The following is a 17,035-nucleotide window of genomic DNA, read 5'->3' on the forward strand; positions in this document are numbered from 1 at the left end:
CCATGCGAGAGTAGCACATTGCCAGATTCCCAATTAGAGAAAGGGCTATCCGTAAGGGTGGCCCTTTTTTGCATCTGCGGTTTTATCAGATTGGTTGTGTTGAAAATCGGTGAGTAGTCAAATACACATCCCTGATGATATGCACCCAAACTCATCATCCATGACTCGTTGAAAATGCCTAGCCGAGCAGTGCTCGTCTCAAAACGGCAATTTCCCAAACTCGCCTTCCTTGACTCGTTGTTCAGCAAGGCGCTGCTGTGCAGCTAAAGAAACTTGCTGAACCCTCCTGCGAGAGTAGACAGGTTTTTGCTCCTGCAAAACCTGCACTTCCTACATCCATGTAGGTCGCACATTGTCATACCAATCCGCATTAAGTTTTTCCCACCTCAAGCCAATCCCTTGAACACATTTTTGTTACGCGTTTTGCATCGCTAACGAAATCATTCCAAGCGGTTGAGCAGGCATCAACAATGTCATCATAACCGCTGAAACAGCGATTAGCTAAATGGTGCTGGCGGAGCCAACTCCATACTTGTTCTATTGGGTTTAGTTCAGGTGAGTATGGGGGCAATTTGATGATATCCACATTTTTAAGCCCTTCGACTAATGAAGCTTGATGCCATCCAGCCCCATCCATTATCACCACTGCGTACCTACCGGGTTTTGTTTTTTCCGAAATCTGTTCGAGGTGCTGCGTCATAATATTTTTATCAACATGGGGCACTATCAATGCCTCTGTTTCGCCTGTGGCCGGACACGCAGCCCCAAACAAATATGCATAGTCGAACTGTTGTTGCTTAACCGCTCTTGGTCGGCAGCCTTTCTTTGACCAAAGACGTGTGGTGGTATTCTGCTGACCTATTCTCGCTTCATCCTGAAACCAAAAATCCACCTTATCTAGTGCAATATGTCCGGCGATCAACTTGATCGTTTCAATTTGCAGTTTTTTTAAACTCTTCTTGAGCTTCGAGTGACTGTTTGGGGTGTTTATAGCGACTTGTCGTCCAACTGATCCCTAGTGATTTGAGCAAAGGGTAAATTGAATTTTGATGATAGTTGACTGCAAAGACTTGTTGAATATAACGTTGCAGCATTTCACCGTTTAAGCGTCCCCCTTTGCAGGACTCGCTTTGTTTCTCAATGTACTCTACCAACTCCGCTTTTTGCTGCTCCGTTAGGAGACTAGGTCTACCGGATGGTTTTTTACTTTCAAGGCCACTGATACCCCCTTTGAGATAGTTGGCAACCCATTCATTGACCATTCTTCGACTCACATTTAGAGTCCTAGCGACTTTGGCTCTATTTTTACCTGCCTTAAAATGCGCTACCGCCAATAAACGCATACGCATTCGATGATCTTTAACATTGTTAGAGAGTGTTTTTAATTCTTGTTCAGTATGATGATTCAAAGGAAACGCTAGGTGGCTTTGAGATAAACATATTAGATCACATGTTTATGCGGATTGGTATTAGAGCTCAGTGTGTTTGGCATATGCTCTAAAAAAGTGCTATGTGAATTACATAGCAATTATCATGATTATCTTATGATTTATTAATAATAGTTTTACTTTGTACGTGCACGCTCAATAATGAACTTCACATCCACTTCTTTTGGTAAGGTGCCATAATAGTAACCGCCGTAGTGATTTAAACGTGAATGCACATAGCCAAATGCAACCGATTTATCGCCAAATTGTATAAGTGTGCTTGCTTGCCAAGCAAGGGCCAGTTTTTCTACTACACTGCGCGCACGAAATTCTATGCTGTCAGGATCTTTAAACTCGAGACTCAAGGTTTGTAGGTATTGATCGAATACAGGATATGTACCTAAACCTTTTTTCAGCTCATTCATAAAAGCATCTAACACAGTAGGGTCTTTTTGCATGGCACGTAATACATCTAAACATTGCACATTACCGCTACCTTCCCAAATTGCGTTGATTGGGCTTTCACGATATAAGCGTGGCAATATATTATCTTCTACTACGCCCACACCACCGATACACTCCATACACTCATAGGTAAATTGTGCGGCGCGCTTACAAATCCAATATTTACCTATGGCTGTGGCGACACGAGAAAATTTTGATTCTTGTTCTGCTACATCCGCAGGAACATTATCTTGCTGCAATACATCGAGTGAATGGGCAATGCGCATGCTAATGGCCAACGCTGCTTCACTTTCAATGGCGAGATCGGCCAGCACATTTTGCATAAGAGGTTGATCATGCAAATTTTTTCCAAACACTGCACGACCAGAAGTATGGTGTACCGCTTGTGCTAACGCCTGACGCATAATGCTGCTAGAGCCGACCATACAATCAAAGCGTGTCATCGATACCATTTCAATGATCGTGCGCACGCCGCGACCTTCTTCACCAATCATCCAAGCAAATGCGCCCCGGTATTCTACTTCGCTCGAGGCATTGGAGATGTTCCCCATTTTGTCTTTAATACGTTGAATGTACATTTGATTTTTATTGCCATCTGGGCGCCAGCGTGGCAATAAAAAACAGGATAAGCCTTGCTCTTTCGATCCTGTGTATGCCAACACTAGAAAGCCGTCGCACATGGGGGCGCTGCAAAACCATTTATGTCCAACTAATTCATACGTTTCGCCAGGCCCTGACTGCGCAATAGCTGTGGCAACGGTTGTATTAGCACGCACATCTGAGCCTCCCTGTTTCTCTGTCATGGCCATGCCAATCGTTAAGCCTTTCTTTTCATAAAACGGCACATTGCGTGGGTCGTAAATATTAGCCGTGATTTTACTTAACCAGTGTTCAGCTATATTTGTTTGATGGGCTATGGCAGGTACGGATGCAAACGTCATCGTTAATGGACAACCCGAACCTGGATCTGCCTGGCTGTGCATATATTCAATTGCGGCACGGGCAACATGGGCGCCCATTTTCTTTTGTGTCCATGGTAAACTATGGTGCCCTGCCTCAATGGCAGTTTCCATTAGCAGGTGATAAGCGGAATGAAAGTCCACTTGATCTATGCGTTCACCAAAGCGCGAATGGGATTTGAATTCTGGTTTGTATTTATTGGCGGTAAAGCCTGCTTCAAATAAATCTGAGCCCACACGTTCCCCGTAGTAACTCATGGCATCTTTATGCCAATCACCTTGAAAGGTTTTGACCCAGTGTTGCAGTGCTTGATCACCATCATAGGCATTGAATGGATCTAAGCCAGTAGGTTGATTAAATACAACATGTGTCTCCCCAGAACTCGGTTTTTTTACAGCTGCTGATCCGCTGCTTTTCACCTTTGGTTGAGTAATATCACTCATGTTGCGACTCCTGTTAGTGGGTACCGTATTCTGTACTGAATTATCTGCTGCCAATTATTGGCAATGACACCTGAGGTTACCAGCAAAAAAATTCGATAGGACACCTCTTTGAACGCACCACGTAATACAGATATTAAAGAATATACGAAGAGTAAATCACGTACTAGTTCTATTCACTAGACATTGATTTTTGGCGGCAGCAGGATAAAGAGCGAGGAAGACTAGGGGCGAAACAATTCACAGAGCATTCAGCTATTTAAATAGGGTTAAAACATCGGTTGCCGTCTTCCGCCTTCTACTAGCTTTTTACACTAACTTCTTGCTGTACGAGTTACTATTTGCTCACAGTGGCCATGCTATTTATTCAATTATTACATCAATTTAGCAGGGCCAAATTGAAATTTTCAGGAGCACTGCTTCCCACAATTAAACCGTTAGATAAGCGAGCTGTATGGATGCGGGAAGATAGAATAATGCTGGAGCAGTTATCGAAAAGTCGAGACTGGGTGGCCGATTGAACGTAGTGGGTTGCTTAATCTTTAAATATTGAAATGGATGTGGTCAAGGTTGAGTGGTTTTATAAAAAATATTAGGCTGTATGGATTAATGCGGGGTTAAATTATTCTGAAGTTTGGTCTCTAGCTAATAAAGTTAATGCCGCTTCTTTAGCTGATTTGCTGTTGTAAAGTACTTCGTATATTTGTTCACAAATGGGCATTTCTACTCCCATGCGTTGGGAAAGTATATGGACTTCTTTGGTGTTGCGATATCCTTCAACGACTTGGCCAATTTCGGTCATGGCTTCTTCGATACCTAAACCACGGCCTAGAGCTAAACCGAATCGTCTGTTACGTGATTGGTTGTCAGTACAAGTAAGTACTAAGTCTCCTAGCCCTGACATACCCATAAAAGTGGCAGGTTTTGCTCCCATTTTTACGCCTAGTCTGGTTAGTTCTGTTAGTCCTCTAGTGATGAGTGCGGTTCTGGCGTTAGAACCGAACCCTAGTCCATCTGCCAAGCCGGCGCCTATAGCGATGACATTTTTAACGGCCCCGCCTAGTTGTATGCCAATGAAGTCATCATTTCTATAGACTCTAAAGGATTTGGAACAATGCAGCTTATTAGCAAACTCTATAGCAAGGTTTTCATTTGTAGAGCTTAATGATATTGCGGTAGGAAGGCCTGCCACCATTTCTTTTGCAAAGGTTGGTCCTGATAATGCTGCTATAGGCGTGTCGTTACCTAAGATCTCTACAGCAACATCTTGTAAAAGCCTACCTGTTTCAGGCTCTAAACCTTTAGTTGCCCATATAATTCTATGCTGGGGAGTTAGGTAGGGTTTCGCTTGCTGTAAAGTGCTGGCAAATGCATGGCTTGGGACAACAACTAGAATATCCTGACTATTGGTTATAGCTTCACGCAGTTCGGATTCTACCATCAATTCTTTGGGGAATATGGCATCAGGCAGATACTTCTGATTGCATCGGTCCTTTGCCATCAATTCGATTTGTTGTTTATCTCGACCCCACAAGACGGTTTTCACACCATTGCGAGAAAGACAAAAAGCGAGGGCAGTACCGTAAGAGCCTGCCCCTAATACACAAACAGAGTTCATTTTGAAATCACTGGAGTTATGCGTCTAATTTCTGTGTAGTTTGTTCCTGAGCCTGTTGAGCGCGTTTTTGCATGTAAGCTTTAAAAACAGAATTGAAATCCACAGGTGCCAAGTTGAGTGGTGGGAAAGTACCACGATTGACTAAATTAGAAATTGTTTCTCTTGCATAAGGAAACAAAGTATTAGGACAAAATGCGCCAATCATTTGAGCTTTATTTTGATCCGGCATGTCTCCAATCATGAAGATACCTGCTTGTTGCACTTCACACAAAAATGCCGTTTCTTCACCTATTTTAGCTGTTACAGTCACAGACAATGTCACTTCAAATAGGTTGTCACCCAGAGGATTGCTTTTTGTATCTAAGTCTAACTGTACTTCTGGTTTCCATTCTTTTTGAAACATAGCGGGTGAGTTAGGTGTTTCAAAAGAAATATCTTTAGTATAAATTCTTTGGATTGAAAACTGTGGGCCTTGTGCCGCTTCTGGCTGCGCTGCAGCTTCGTTTGGTTGATTATCGTCAGCCATGTTACTTCCTTTAATTGAGTTGTTAGTCAGCTAATAAGCTGTCTAGTTGGTTTTTTGCTTCTAATGCAAACAAGTCATCGCAACCGCCTACATGATGATCTTTTATGAAAATTTGCGGAACTGTCGATTTACCGTTTGCCCGTTCGATCATTGTGCTGCGTAATTCGGGCATAACATCGATTTCAATTTCATTAAAGCTTACTTCTTTTTTAGTCAACAAAGCCTTTGCTCGATGGCAATATGGGCAATGTCCTTTAGTATAAATATCAACTTTACTCATATACGATCCCTGCAAATTATTTGGTGATAGGTAGGTTTGCACCTTGCCAAGCATTGATGCCACCTTTCAACGTTACAACATGTTCAAATCCTGCTTTGAGCATTTGAGATGCAGTGCGTTTTGACGTCATGCCCATGGCACAGACAATAATAATGGGCTTGTCTTTAAATTTTTCAAGGGTGCTAAAGTCTCCTTTAGTCACTAATTCGGCTTTGATTTGTTTAGAACCTAAAATATGACCTTTTTTAAACTCCGCAGCCGGGCGAATATCCAAAATATAGGCATCCTCTTTATTCATTAACAATGTTGCTTCGTGAGTGCTTAATTCTTTTAATGATGAAAACTGACTTGCCACTGTGGTGTATATTAGCGCTGCTAAAAGTGCAGCGAATAAACCAGCTAAAATATAATGATTAGTGACAAATTCTACCATTTGATCCATAACAGGTGACCCTTTAAGGTGAGTAACATAAAAAAATGAGGCCAAAGTATATAGATTTTGTGTGCAGAAACTAGCCCTAGAGTAGATTCATACGTGCCACAAAGAATAACTTATTGTTATCCATTTGGTTTTTTAGAATGATTTAGCCGTGACCTGCATAGCGAGTAAGGATAACATTAGCCCATTACCAAGTAACTAGGCCATGTAGATACCATAACTGCCACTCCTAGTATGCAATCACAACATTAGTTAATAGCTTTATTGATAAGGACTGAATAATGAGTCAAACCAAAAAGACCACCGCATTGATTATTTTAGACGGTTGGGGTCATCGTGAAGAACAAGAAAGCAATGCGATTGCTCATGCTAATACACCGGTTTTAGATGGTTTGTGTAAAACTTACAGCAACACTTTAATATCTGGCTCAGGGTTAGACGTAGGATTACCTCCTGGCCAAATGGGTAACTCTGAAGTTGGTCATGTCAATTTAGGCGCTGGACGAGTGGTGTATCAAGACTTTACTCGGGTAACCAAAGCTATTGAAGACGGTGATTTTTTTGAAAATTCAATACTCACAGAAAACCTAGATAAAGCTATTCAAGGAGATAAAGCAATCCATGTAATGGGGCTATTGTCGGCAGGTGGTGTACATAGCCACGAAGATCATATTTTTGCATTGTTGAAAATGGCAGCTAAGCGTGGTGCAACAAAATTATACTTGCATGCATTTTTAGATGGTCGCGATACACCGCCACGAAGTGCCGAGGGCTCTCTGAAAGCTGCTGATAAGGTATTTACAGAACTAGGTTTAGGGAAAACCGCCAGTGTTATTGGTCGTTATTATGCGATGGATAGAGACAATCGCTGGGACAGAGTCGAGGCCGCCTATAATTTGATTGCCCAAGGAAAAGGGAATAAGGTTGAAGCTAGTGCTATTGATGCGTTAGAGGCTTCTTATGAACGTAATGAGAATGACGAGTTTATGCAGGCCACTGTGATTGGTGAAGCGGTACCATTACAGGATGGTGATGCTGTTTTCTTTATGAATTTTAGAGCCGATCGAGCCCGTGAGATCAGTCGACCATTTGTTGAAAAAGATTTTAATGAATTTAATAAAAGTAAACATATTGAGCTCAGTGCCTTTGTTACCCTAACCCAATACGCTGAAAGTATTGATGCGCCAGCAGCATACCCACCTGTTCCTCTAATAAACGTGATGGGAGATTGGTTAGCTCAGCACAACAAAACTCAATTACGCATTTCAGAGACTGAAAAATATGCTCATGTCACTTTTTTCTATAGTGGTGGTCGTGAGGATTTATATGCGGGTGAATCGCGTATTTTGATCCCATCACCCAAAGTGGCTACTTATGATCTGCAGCCAGAAATGAATTCAGCTGAATTGACCGATAAGCTAGTTGCGGCCATAGATTCTGGAACGTTTGACGTTATAGTGTGTAATTACCCTAATGGAGACATGGTTGGACATACTGGAAACTTTGATGCAGCTGTTAAAGCTTGTGAGGCGGTTGATGCCTGCGTTGGCAGAGTTGTTGAAGCGATTAAACGTAATGGTGGAGACTGTTTAATTACAGCTGATCACGGTAACGCTGAAAAAATGCAAGATGAACATACTGGCCAAGCGCACACTGCACACACCAGTGAACTTGTCCCCTTTATACACGTAGGACAAAAATCTACTGTTCGAGTTGGAGGCACATTAAGCGATGTAGCCCCCACTATGCTGCATTTAATGGGGATGACACAACCTCCAGAGATGACAGGTACTCCAATAGTTACAGTGGATTAATCAATTGAGATTGATACAGCACAAATTATTCCAAGGGAAAAGCCGCTCTTACTGGCTTTTCCTGTTGGTGATTTTATGTAGCATTTTTTTGGGATTTAATGCAAAAGCTCAAGAACAGTCAGATCTTGAAAGTATTCAGCAACAAATAAAAAACAAACAGGCGAAAATTAGTAAACAATTAGAGACGGCCAAAAAGCTTCAAGATAACCTAAAGGATGTTGAATTACAGATTGCAAAATCTGCTAAGGAACTCAATAAAATTGACATATCCCTAGCCAAAAACCAACAACAACTGAGTGTTTTGCGCAAACAACAAAAGGGGTACTTAACATCCTTAGATCAGCAAAAATCAGTATTATCTAAACAAATTCGTAGTGCCTATATGACAGGTAATTATGACTTTGCAAAAATGTTATTGAATCAGCAAGATGCGGCTAATTTCGAACGTACTATTACTTATTATCAATATTTGAATAAAGCCAGAAAATCGCAGATAGACAGTTTTAATTTGTTAGTTAAAGATCTACAAAAAGTGAATGCCAAGCTTATTGATAACCAAACTGAGCTAGAACAATTAAAAGACAAACAACTAGAACAACAACAAGCCTTAAAAGCTAATCAAACTGACAGGGAAAGAACGCTTATAGCGATGCAGAACGCTATCGAATCTGAAGAAGCAAAAATTGCACAGCTACAAATCAATGAAAAGAATTTGCTAGAGGCATTAACCCGTGCGCAACAACAAGCCGACAAACAAGACGTAACCTTAAATGGATTAAGTGCCTTTAAAGGCCGTCTATTAATGCCTGCTGAAGGTAATCTCAGAAAAATGTTTGGTAGATTTAGGCAAGGTCAAATCAAATGGAAAGGGGTGGTGATAAACGGTACTGCAGGTGATTCTGTGATTGCCATCCATCATGCTAAGGTGCTTTATTCTGATTGGCTTCGAGGTTTTGGTTTAGTCACAGTCCTGGATCATGGAGATGGATTTATGAGTCTGTATGGTCATAACCAAGCTTTATTAAAACAAGCTGGTGAGACTGTTCAGGCGGGGGAAGCTATTGCTCTATTAGGGCAAAGTGGCGGGCAAAGTCGACCTAACTTGTATTTCGAAATTCGCCATAAAGGACGGCCTATTAATCCAGTTAATTGGTTAAAACTATAGGCCCTAATATCTTTGTGTATTTAAACGATTCAATCCTAGCAAAAATACTTGATGTGATTATAATCAAAGTGAAATGCAGTCGGGTAAAACAATAATAAAATCATGCGGTTATTTCTAATTAGTTGTTTGTTGTGTATCGGTTGCTCTGCTAAAGCGTCACAAATCGCTTTGATCATTGATGATATGGGAAACAACAAACAAGATGCATTAGCATTTACATTACCAGAAAATGTGGTATTTGCGATCCTACCAAACAAAGCCCTATCTACGACTTATTCCAATCGTGCCGCAGCGCAGCATCGTGAAGTGATATTACATATGCCAATGGAGTCATTGGCAGGCAATAACCAAGAAAAAAATGTATTACTTTCAAGTATGCAGCCCCAACAAATTATACAAACATTAAAGATGGCATTGTCGACTGTGCCAGATGCCGTGGGTGTCAACAACCATATGGGAAGTCGACTGACGCAACTTACTTTACCTATGTCAGTAACTATGGGATTTCTATCTGAACAAGGTTTGTTTTTTGTAGATAGCCGTACAACTAAATACAGTAAAGCTGAAATTATCGCCAAAAAAAATGGTGTGTTAAGCGCAAAACGTAATGTGTTTATCGATCACACCCCAAGCCCTGAGCAGATTGATAAACAATTTCAGCGCTTACTTAGGCTGTCCAAAAAATATGGTTTCGCAGTAGGCATTGCCCATCCCTATCCACAAACACTAAAATATTTGAAAGTGAATCTAGACACACTTCAACAACATGGGATCGAGCTGGTTAAATTAAGTGAAGTGCTGTCATCAGGGGCCGCTTATGCTTATCATCCAAAAGCTAAATCGCCACCCGTTTCAGCAGATTAATAAGGAAACATTATGCCAGCCGCAAATCTACTTGCCCTAATTGATGATATTGCCACCATTTTGGATGATGTCGCCATTTTGTCGAAAGTTGCAGCGAAAAAAACTGCAGGTGTATTAGGTGATGACTTAGCTCTTAATGCTGAGCAAGTCTCTGGTGTAAAAGCTGAGCGTGAATTACCTGTAGTGTGGGCTGTGGCTAAAGGCTCTTTACTAAATAAACTCATTCTAGTGCCCTCAGCGTTATTGATAAGCGCATTTTTGCCTTGGCTTATTGTGGTGTTACTGGTTATTGGTGGCTTGTATTTGTGTTTTGAGGGCGTCGAAAAACTCGCTCATAAGTTTCTCCACTCTAAAGATGAATTGGAACAAGAACACGCGAAAAAGCTTGCCGCTGTGGCAGATCCTAAGGTGGATTTAGTCGCTCTTGAAAAAAACAAAATAAAAGGCGCCATCAGAACTGATTTTATTCTGTCAGCCGAGATAGTTGTGATTGTGTTAGGTACGGTGCAAGCAGAGTCTTTTGCAACTCAAGTGACTGTTGTGTCTTTGCTTGCTTTGGCAATTACTGTTGGAGTGTACGGTTTAGTCGCAGGAATTGTAAAACTTGATGATGCCGGATTATATCTACTTAGAAAATCTGTGAGTGGCTCCTTTAACCGCATCCAACGATCAGTAGGAAGGAGCTTGTTAATTTTTGCCCCGCTGTTGATGAAAACATTATCAATTGTAGGTACTGCAGCCATGTTTTTGGTTGGAGGCGGAATTTTGGTGCACAGTATCCCATTCATCCATCATGTGCTCGAACCCATCTTACACAGCGTTGAATCCATTAATGTTGTAGCGTCTATAGTGCCAATTTTACTGGATGGCTTGGTGGGTATTGTTGCTGGTGCCCTAGTATTATTGGTGGTTACCTTAAGTTTTAAAATATTTAAAAAGTCTTAGTAGTATTCACTTATCTAACTTGTGACTGAGCAGATACCGAGTATATATTTCGATTAGCACTATTTTGAAAATATTTTTTTCGACATATTGCCAAATTTTTAGCCACCTAATACTTGTAAAGTTCATGAAATGTTATATTATAACGTTAGATTGAGTTGAGGTGGTTACTGATGGAATTAAGCAAAGATAAAACGTTGTTAGACAGACTAGGCATTTGGGCCTCCAGTTTGTGTGCGTTGCATTGTTTATTACTACCTATTCTAATTCCACTAATTCCTTTTGTTAGTGCCTCCTTTTTTGCTCAAGATTGGTTTGAAAGGAGCATTTTGTCACTTTCTATGCTTGTTGGATTTTGGGCATTGTTCTCCGGGTTCTATCGTTATCACAGACAGCTTTATCCGTTATACAGTCTAGTTTTGGGCGGTTTAATTTATTGGAATAAAGATATGTTTGGTGAGTCTTACGAACCTTTTACTATCGCAATTGGCGCTTTTTTAATTGTTGGTGCCCATGTTGTGAATTTGAAATTATGTCAGAGCTGCCAAGACTGTGATACTGGATGCTCTAGTTCACAATTAGACTAAGCGTTTGCCGCTAACAGCTTTTTAGCTTTTGCTGGCCTATTACTAAATACACCATCTACTCCCCAAGCTTGCATTCTAAGCAGGTCTTCAGGCTCATCTACTGTGTAAGCAAACAATTTTAAGCCACGTTTATGTGCATCGTTCACGAAAGCCTGATCGATAAAACTGACATCTGCATTAACTGAGTATGCCTGTAGTTCTTCGGCAAAACGTGCGTGATCTAGAGGATTACAGGCAGTTAGCGCTCCAATCTTTATTGTGGGTTCAATATTTTTAAAAGCCAACAACAGATGATGGTTAAATGATGAAATGCTAAATTGCTCAGGTTTAAAGTTCAACTGACCGCTTTATTAATGCACTCTTTAATTAGTGAAACATCCTGTACACCCTTCACTTCAATATTCATCAAACATTGCCCCTGAACTCGCTGTAACACTTGCCAAAGTGTCGGAACAAACTGGCCTTGTCCCGCGTCCAATGTTTGTAATTCTGCAAGGGAATAATCAGATAGCAGCCGACTACCGTTGGTAGTCCTGCTGACCCATCTATCGTGTATCACTACTAATTCATTACCTAGCTGATAGACATCTATTTCAATGCCATCTGCTTGTTGAATTAAGGCTTGGTCTATGGCTAATAAGGTATTTTCTGGGGCGTCGGAGCTGGCACCCCTATGGGCAAATATCAGCATTGGTTTAGTTCTCTGGCGATTATTTACTGTGAAGTTTTTGAGCGTTGATGGTTTCATAAATAGCAGCGGATATCACCAATAATCCACCAACAATAGTTTGCCATCTAGGTTGTTCGTCTAAAACCAGTATCGCAAGACTCACACCATACAATGGTTGCATACATGCAATTAATGAAAAGGTTTTGGCGCGCAAATGTTTAAGGCTTGCGGCAATCAATGCATGAGGAACAGCGGTTAAAAATATCCCTAGTACTACTAAGCCTATATAGGTTTCTTGGCTAGCTTTAAACAACTCATCACTTGAAAAAAAGCTAAGTGAAATAAAGATCACCAAGGTTTGGTAGGCCATGGCATGAGCACCAGAGTAGTGAGAAAAGTGTTTTCGATGCACCAAATTTCTAAAAGAATACAAAATAGCTGATGCAATACCAATGAGTACACCTTGGGTGATTTCATTATCTAAAGAAATTTCAGGCACTATAAGATAGATGCCAAAAAGTACCACAAGTGCGCTTACAATGTCTTGCCAGACTAAACGTATACCTTCAAAAAAGGGTTCCAACAGTACTGTCATTACAGGGAAAGTAAATAGGGCAATCATGCCCACAGATACCGAAGAATATTGCATTGCAGCGAAATAACTTACCCAGTGTGCAGCCATTAGTAGGCCTAAAAACAGCGCGATCAAATAGTCTTTTACGCTGTTTAGTCTAATTGCCCCCCCAAACAATTTGACTATGGCAAACAACATCACACATGCCACAATTGCTCGGCCGAAAGTGATATCCACTGCAGATAAGGGGAGAAGTTTAGAGAATAATGCTGTTGCACCCAGCAATGCCATAGTGACATGCAGAGACCACAAGCTTTTCTTGACAGGATCCACTGATTATTTCGTTATATTTGCGAAAACGTCGCCGAGGCGCGTAACGTCTCCTGCACTAAGATCAGCAAAATCAACAGTGTCAGTTTCGAAGCAAGCCACTATGGTTGAACCGAGTTTAAATAAACCCATTTCTTCACCTTTTTTGATGAAGACTGAATTATCCCCTTGATTTGGATACTGCCAATGCTGCACGTTTTTACCTGCTGGCGGTGATACAGTGCCGGCCCATTTGGTTTCAATACTGGCAACAATGGTTGCGCCTACTAAGACCATGGCCATTTTACCTATTTCAGTATCGAAAATAGCCACTACACGTTCGTTCCTGGCAAATAATCCGGGGACACGTTCTGCAGTAAGTGGGCTAACTGAAAATAGCTCGCCAGGCACATAAACCATATCAGTTAACTGTCCGTCTATCGGCATGTGTATACGGTGATAATCTTTAGGAGATAGATAAATTGTGGCAAATTTGCCATCTAAAAAGGGCTTTGCAAGTTCAGGTTTTCCACCAAGCAGTGTGGTCAAACTGTAGTTATGACCTTTAGCTTGGAAAATAGCATCATGTTCAATATCACCTAACTGGCTGACTGCCCCATCTACCGGCAAGGCTAATTGTTTTTCGTCTTGGCAAATAGACCTCGAGCCATTTTTGAGTTGTCTAGTGAAAAAAGCGTTAAACGATGAATAGGACTCAGGATTGGGATCCAATGCTTCAGACATATCAACATTATATTGCTTAATAAAAAGTTTAATAATGGTAGTAGTCAATGCACCTGCTTGTGCCGCAGCTAGCGTGCCTACCAAACGTGATAACAGGTGCTTTGGGGTAATATATTGCAGAGCAATTTTTAACGAATCAAACAAAATAGCTTTCCTAATAATCTAACTTTAACGTCAAGAATTGTACCGCAATAATCTTGGCTTTGTGACCTTCACTAAGTTCAATAGGCTATATGCTAGTTTATTTTGCAGACTATATTTAATGATAAATTTGTGGACAAATATCGACAGTATTGTCTTTACACTTTTGTGTGTGCTGGACGTAGTTCGTCCATGTTCAACAATATTTTATGATAGCTTTGGTAACGTTGAGAGCTGATTTTTCCCTCTTCAACTGCTGCCTTAATGAGGCATCCGGGATCATTTCCATGTTTACAATCTCGAAATTTGCAGCCGCCTAAATAATCTCTGAATTCTTTAAACCCATTTGTCAGTCTTTCTGCTGGCAGATGCCATAAGGCAAATTCACGAACACCAGGAGAATCAATCAAATCACCACCCGCAGGGAAATGTAATAATTTTGCTGTTGTTGTGGTGTGCTGTCCTAGTCCTGAGTTATCAGATATGTCACCAATGACTTCGTCTGCTTCTGGCAATAACTCATTGATTAAACTTGATTTACCTACGCCTGACTGACCAACAAATACACTTATTTTATCCTTTAAGCATGCTGCAAGTTCATCAAGCCCAGTTAATGTTTTACAACTGGTATAAACAATCTGATAGCCAATATCGCGATAAATATTCAGTTGGCTTTCTACTTCACTAAGTTGCTGCGAGTCGAGTAACTCTACTTTGTTTAATAATATCACTGGGGTAATTTCCACGTCTTCTGCCGCCACTAAATATCTGTCGATAATATTTAGGGATAAACTAGGTATCACTGAACTGACGATTATTATTTGATCGATGTTGGCAGCAACAGGCTTTACGCCATCATAAAAATCAGGGCGGGTAAGTACGGATTTCCTGTCTTGGACAATTTCAATTATACCACTGATAGTTAATGTCTGATCTTTCCCTGGCCTAAATAACACTTCGTCACCACATACCACACTAGTAATAGTGCGCCGCATATGACATCTATGCACAACCCCATTCTGGTCTTCAACATCTGCATGTTTACCAAATCGGCCTATTACTCGTCCACTCTGTTGCTCGCCCAATTGATTATCTTCAAGTTCGTTTGACTTGGCACCGCTTGAAAGACGCTTTGAGCGATTCACTGAGACTTGGCGTTTCTGCCGATCTGTTAACTTTGGTTTTTTAGCCACGTTTTATCTTTGCTGTAATTAATACTATTTCTTGTATCATGTTAACGTTTGCAGAGGCGGATACCAAATCTTTAATGTATTTGTTGTTCACTCTATAGTTTTAATTTAGGAGTCTACATGTCAGTAAATAACGAAAATTTAGTTTGGATCGATATGGAAATGACAGGGCTAGAGCCCGAAACTGATGTGGTTTTGGAAATTGCTACCATAGTCACTGATAAGGATTTGAATATATTGGCTGAAGGGCCTGTCTTAGCGATTTATCAGCCTGATGAGGTTCTCAATGGTATGGATCAGTGGTGTACAGACACCCATGGCAAATCAGGTCTAACCAAAAGATGCCGCGAAAGCAACGTCAATGAACAACAAGCTGTGCAACAAACAATCGCATTTTTAGAAGGTTTTGTGCCTAAAGGCATATCTCCATTATGTGGCAATACTATAGGTCAAGACCGCCGCTTTCTAGTTAAGTATATGTCTGAGCTTGAAGGGTACTTTCATTACAGAAATATTGATGTCAGTACTATTAAAGAGCTAGTTCGGCGCTGGAAGCCAGAATTACTAGACGGTTTTCACAAAAAAGGTGTGCATTTAGCGCTAGATGATATCCGCGAGTCCATCGCTGAAATGGTTTATTACCGTCAACATGTATTCACCATCTAAGCTAAAACATCAATAAATGTGCACAATTTCATCAATATTGCGCAATTTACAAAAAAAATCATCAAAATTGATTTTAGAGCTTGCATCGAAGTCTCATTTTTGTAAAATGCGCCTCCGTTTTAGGCAACCACAACTTAAAACGAGTACGTAAGTACAACATTATTATGCGGGACAAAATTGTCTGGAACAATTTTGAACATCTGAAAGATGGCCTGCAAGGCAAAATACAGGACGTATTTTGTAGTAGCTCAGGGACTGGGCAATGACCATAGACAAAGTACGTAAGTACAACATTATTATGCGGGAATAGCTCAGTGGTAGAGCACAACCTTGCCAAGGTTGGGGTCGCGAGTTCGAATCTCGTTTCCCGCTCCAATGTTAAATTTACAAAATTTCCATCCTGTTTATTTCGTTCATACGACCCGAAGGGTTACATAACCAGACGATTCTGTTTCTAATCTTTGCTAAATAATCTGAACTCAGATTACGTCAATAATTTCCAAGCCTCTTTCATTTTTTAAACACAAAACATTTCTTCATTGAATTAATAAACTCAGCTCAGTTTATTAATGTCTACAATAAATGCATTGCTATTGACTCCACACAAATTCATAATTACCACTGGTCTAACCAGAGGTGTGAGTCATGGCTGTAATTAACCCATTAAGAACGTTTGTAGACAAAATAAACCATTATCCTTCTTGGCTGCGTAGCAAGCTCATCACTTGGGTATTTAGGTACAAAGTTAAACTTGCTGGCACTACTGGAATAGAAGTGCTGCATACAGATGGAAAAACAGCGACATATCGTCAAAAAAATCGCCGCAAAGCCCAAAATCATATTGGTAGTGTACATGCTGCTGCGATGGCGCTATTGGCTGAGTCATGCACAGGGTTTCTTGTTGGAATTAATTTGCCCGGTGATAAGTTACCTTTGATTAAACGTATGGACTTAAATTACGTTAAACGTGCAACGGGTGACTTGACGGCTGTAGCCAGTTTAACTGATGAACAAATTGTCTTGATGCAAACCGAGGATAAAGGAGAGGTGAATGTCAAAGTCCGAGTCACCGATTCCGCAGAAATTGAGCCTGTTATATGTGAAATGATTTGGGCCTGGGTTGCAAAACGGTAATTTTATATGTGATTTATAAAGGTTTGATTGAGCTTTCAGACTCATTAGAAATATCCAGCGCATGAATTAGAAAATTCATA

Annotated in this window: 18 protein-coding genes and 1 tRNA gene; 8 read left to right on the forward strand and 11 right to left on the reverse strand. The window is 40.7% G+C overall.

Going from position 1 to position 17,035, the window contains the following annotated elements; all coding sequences use genetic code 11:
- Positions 1-370: 370 nt before the first annotated feature.
- The 6 genes from GARC_RS26425 to GARC_RS15885 all read right to left on the reverse strand — a co-directional run bounded on the left by GARC_RS26425 (position 371) and on the right by GARC_RS15885 (position 6,158).
- A protein-coding gene (locus tag GARC_RS26425) for an IS630 family transposase (protein ID WP_085948795.1) occupies positions 371-1,349 on the reverse strand; the annotation gives its coding sequence in 2 pieces (ribosomal slippage) (positions 371-949 and positions 951-1,349; 978 coding nt in all).
- 215 nt (positions 1,350-1,564) lie between these two features.
- Entirely contained in the window at positions 1,565-3,295 is a 1,731-nt protein-coding gene (locus GARC_RS15865; RefSeq protein WP_007622008.1) for an acyl-CoA dehydrogenase family protein, read from the reverse strand.
- A gap of 619 nt (positions 3,296-3,914) precedes the next feature.
- Complete coding sequence (gene gpsA / locus GARC_RS15870; protein WP_007622012.1) at positions 3,915-4,910, reverse strand: NAD(P)H-dependent glycerol-3-phosphate dehydrogenase; 996 nt, start codon at positions 4,908-4,910, stop codon at positions 3,915-3,917.
- A gap of 16 nt (positions 4,911-4,926) precedes the next feature.
- Complete coding sequence (secB, locus tag GARC_RS15875; protein ID WP_007622014.1) at positions 4,927-5,436, reverse strand: protein-export chaperone SecB; 510 nt, start codon at positions 5,434-5,436, stop codon at positions 4,927-4,929.
- Positions 5,437-5,458: 22 nt separating this feature from the next.
- Positions 5,459-5,716, reverse strand: coding sequence for a glutaredoxin 3 (gene grxC / locus GARC_RS15880; protein WP_007622016.1), 258 nt, complete (start codon positions 5,714-5,716; stop codon positions 5,459-5,461).
- A 16-nt stretch (positions 5,717-5,732) separates the two neighbouring features.
- The gene (locus GARC_RS15885; protein WP_039989857.1) at positions 5,733-6,158 is read right to left on the reverse strand and encodes a rhodanese-like domain-containing protein; all 426 of its coding nucleotides are present in this window, start codon (positions 6,156-6,158) and stop codon (positions 5,733-5,735) included.
- A 278-nt stretch (positions 6,159-6,436) separates the two neighbouring features.
- Here GARC_RS15885 and gpmI point away from each other — a divergent pair, with 278 nt between their 5' ends.
- The 5 genes from gpmI to GARC_RS15910 all read left to right on the forward strand — a co-directional run bounded on the left by gpmI (position 6,437) and on the right by GARC_RS15910 (position 11,527).
- Positions 6,437-7,969: a 2,3-bisphosphoglycerate-independent phosphoglycerate mutase gene (gpmI, locus tag GARC_RS15890; protein WP_007622018.1), complete on the forward strand. Its 1,533-nt coding sequence runs from the start codon at positions 6,437-6,439 to the stop codon at positions 7,967-7,969.
- Between the two features lie 88 nt (positions 7,970-8,057).
- The gene (locus tag GARC_RS15895) at positions 8,058-9,134 is read left to right on the forward strand and encodes a murein hydrolase activator EnvC family protein (protein WP_007622019.1); all 1,077 of its coding nucleotides are present in this window, start codon (positions 8,058-8,060) and stop codon (positions 9,132-9,134) included.
- A 102-nt stretch (positions 9,135-9,236) separates the two neighbouring features.
- The gene (locus GARC_RS15900) at positions 9,237-9,998 is read left to right on the forward strand and encodes a divergent polysaccharide deacetylase family protein (RefSeq protein ID WP_007622020.1); all 762 of its coding nucleotides are present in this window, start codon (positions 9,237-9,239) and stop codon (positions 9,996-9,998) included.
- Positions 9,999-10,010: 12 nt separating this feature from the next.
- The gene (locus GARC_RS15905) at positions 10,011-10,943 is read left to right on the forward strand and encodes a DUF808 domain-containing protein (RefSeq protein WP_007622022.1); all 933 of its coding nucleotides are present in this window, start codon (positions 10,011-10,013) and stop codon (positions 10,941-10,943) included.
- 170 nt (positions 10,944-11,113) lie between these two features.
- Complete coding sequence (locus GARC_RS15910) at positions 11,114-11,527, forward strand: MerC domain-containing protein (protein ID WP_007622024.1); 414 nt, start codon at positions 11,114-11,116, stop codon at positions 11,525-11,527.
- Here the strand turns inward: GARC_RS15910 and GARC_RS27750 are convergent.
- From GARC_RS27750 to rsgA, 5 genes are all read right to left on the reverse strand, one after another.
- Complete coding sequence (locus tag GARC_RS27750) at positions 11,524-11,865, reverse strand: glycerophosphodiester phosphodiesterase (RefSeq protein WP_407636168.1); 342 nt, start codon at positions 11,863-11,865, stop codon at positions 11,524-11,526. The two genes, GARC_RS15910 and GARC_RS27750, sit on opposite strands and share 4 nt — an antisense overlap.
- Positions 11,862-12,218: a glycerophosphodiester phosphodiesterase gene (locus GARC_RS27755; protein WP_407636169.1), complete on the reverse strand. Its 357-nt coding sequence runs from the start codon at positions 12,216-12,218 to the stop codon at positions 11,862-11,864. Before GARC_RS27755 ends, GARC_RS27750 begins: the two co-directional genes overlap by 4 nt.
- A gap of 19 nt (positions 12,219-12,237) precedes the next feature.
- Complete coding sequence (locus GARC_RS15920; protein ID WP_039989861.1) at positions 12,238-13,104, reverse strand: DMT family transporter; 867 nt, start codon at positions 13,102-13,104, stop codon at positions 12,238-12,240.
- A 3-nt stretch (positions 13,105-13,107) separates the two neighbouring features.
- The gene (asd, locus tag GARC_RS15925; protein WP_007622026.1) at positions 13,108-13,968 is read right to left on the reverse strand and encodes an archaetidylserine decarboxylase; all 861 of its coding nucleotides are present in this window, start codon (positions 13,966-13,968) and stop codon (positions 13,108-13,110) included.
- A gap of 155 nt (positions 13,969-14,123) precedes the next feature.
- Positions 14,124-15,158, reverse strand: a complete 1,035-nt coding sequence (gene rsgA, locus GARC_RS15930) for a small ribosomal subunit biogenesis GTPase RsgA (protein ID WP_007622027.1) — start codon at positions 15,156-15,158, stop codon at positions 14,124-14,126.
- A 117-nt stretch (positions 15,159-15,275) separates the two neighbouring features.
- Here rsgA and orn point away from each other — a divergent pair, with 117 nt between their 5' ends.
- The 3 genes from orn to GARC_RS15945 all read left to right on the forward strand — a co-directional run bounded on the left by orn (position 15,276) and on the right by GARC_RS15945 (position 16,955).
- The gene (gene orn, locus GARC_RS15935; RefSeq protein WP_007622028.1) at positions 15,276-15,821 is read left to right on the forward strand and encodes an oligoribonuclease; all 546 of its coding nucleotides are present in this window, start codon (positions 15,276-15,278) and stop codon (positions 15,819-15,821) included.
- A 300-nt stretch (positions 15,822-16,121) separates the two neighbouring features.
- Positions 16,122-16,196 (forward strand) — tRNA-Gly (locus GARC_RS15940).
- Positions 16,197-16,466: 270 nt separating this feature from the next.
- Entirely contained in the window at positions 16,467-16,955 is a 489-nt protein-coding gene (locus GARC_RS15945) for a DUF4442 domain-containing protein (RefSeq protein ID WP_007622030.1), read from the forward strand.
- Positions 16,956-17,035 lie beyond the last annotated feature (80 nt).

The organism is Paraglaciecola arctica BSs20135 (assembly GCF_000314995.1).
Classification (GTDB): domain Bacteria; phylum Pseudomonadota; class Gammaproteobacteria; order Enterobacterales; family Alteromonadaceae; genus Paraglaciecola; species Paraglaciecola arctica.

Bases quoted from the DNA above. Each gene is read 5' to 3' on its own strand.
- GARC_RS15900 (WP_007622020.1), top strand. From the start codon at position 9,237: ATGCGGTTATTTCTAATTAGTTGTTTGTTGTGTATCGGTTGCTCTGCT.
- grxC (WP_007622016.1), bottom strand. From the start codon at position 5,716: ATGAGTAAAGTTGATATTTATACTAAAGGACATTGCCCATATTGCCAT.
- gpmI (WP_007622018.1), top strand. From the start codon at position 6,437: ATGAGTCAAACCAAAAAGACCACCGCATTGATTATTTTAGACGGTTGG.
- GARC_RS15945 (WP_007622030.1), top strand. From the start codon at position 16,467: ATGGCTGTAATTAACCCATTAAGAACGTTTGTAGACAAAATAAACCAT.
- GARC_RS27755 (WP_407636169.1), bottom strand. From the start codon at position 12,218: ATGCTGATATTTGCCCATAGGGGTGCCAGCTCCGACGCCCCAGAAAAT.
- orn (WP_007622028.1), top strand. From the start codon at position 15,276: ATGTCAGTAAATAACGAAAATTTAGTTTGGATCGATATGGAAATGACA.
- gpsA (WP_007622012.1), bottom strand. From the start codon at position 4,910: ATGAACTCTGTTTGTGTATTAGGGGCAGGCTCTTACGGTACTGCCCTC.
- GARC_RS15905 (WP_007622022.1), top strand. From the start codon at position 10,011: ATGCCAGCCGCAAATCTACTTGCCCTAATTGATGATATTGCCACCATT.
- GARC_RS15910 (WP_007622024.1), top strand. From the start codon at position 11,114: ATGGAATTAAGCAAAGATAAAACGTTGTTAGACAGACTAGGCATTTGG.
- secB (WP_007622014.1), bottom strand. From the start codon at position 5,436: ATGGCTGACGATAATCAACCAAACGAAGCTGCAGCGCAGCCAGAAGCG.
- GARC_RS15885 (WP_039989857.1), bottom strand. From the start codon at position 6,158: ATGGATCAAATGGTAGAATTTGTCACTAATCATTATATTTTAGCTGGT.
- GARC_RS15865 (WP_007622008.1), bottom strand. From the start codon at position 3,295: ATGAGTGATATTACTCAACCAAAGGTGAAAAGCAGCGGATCAGCAGCT.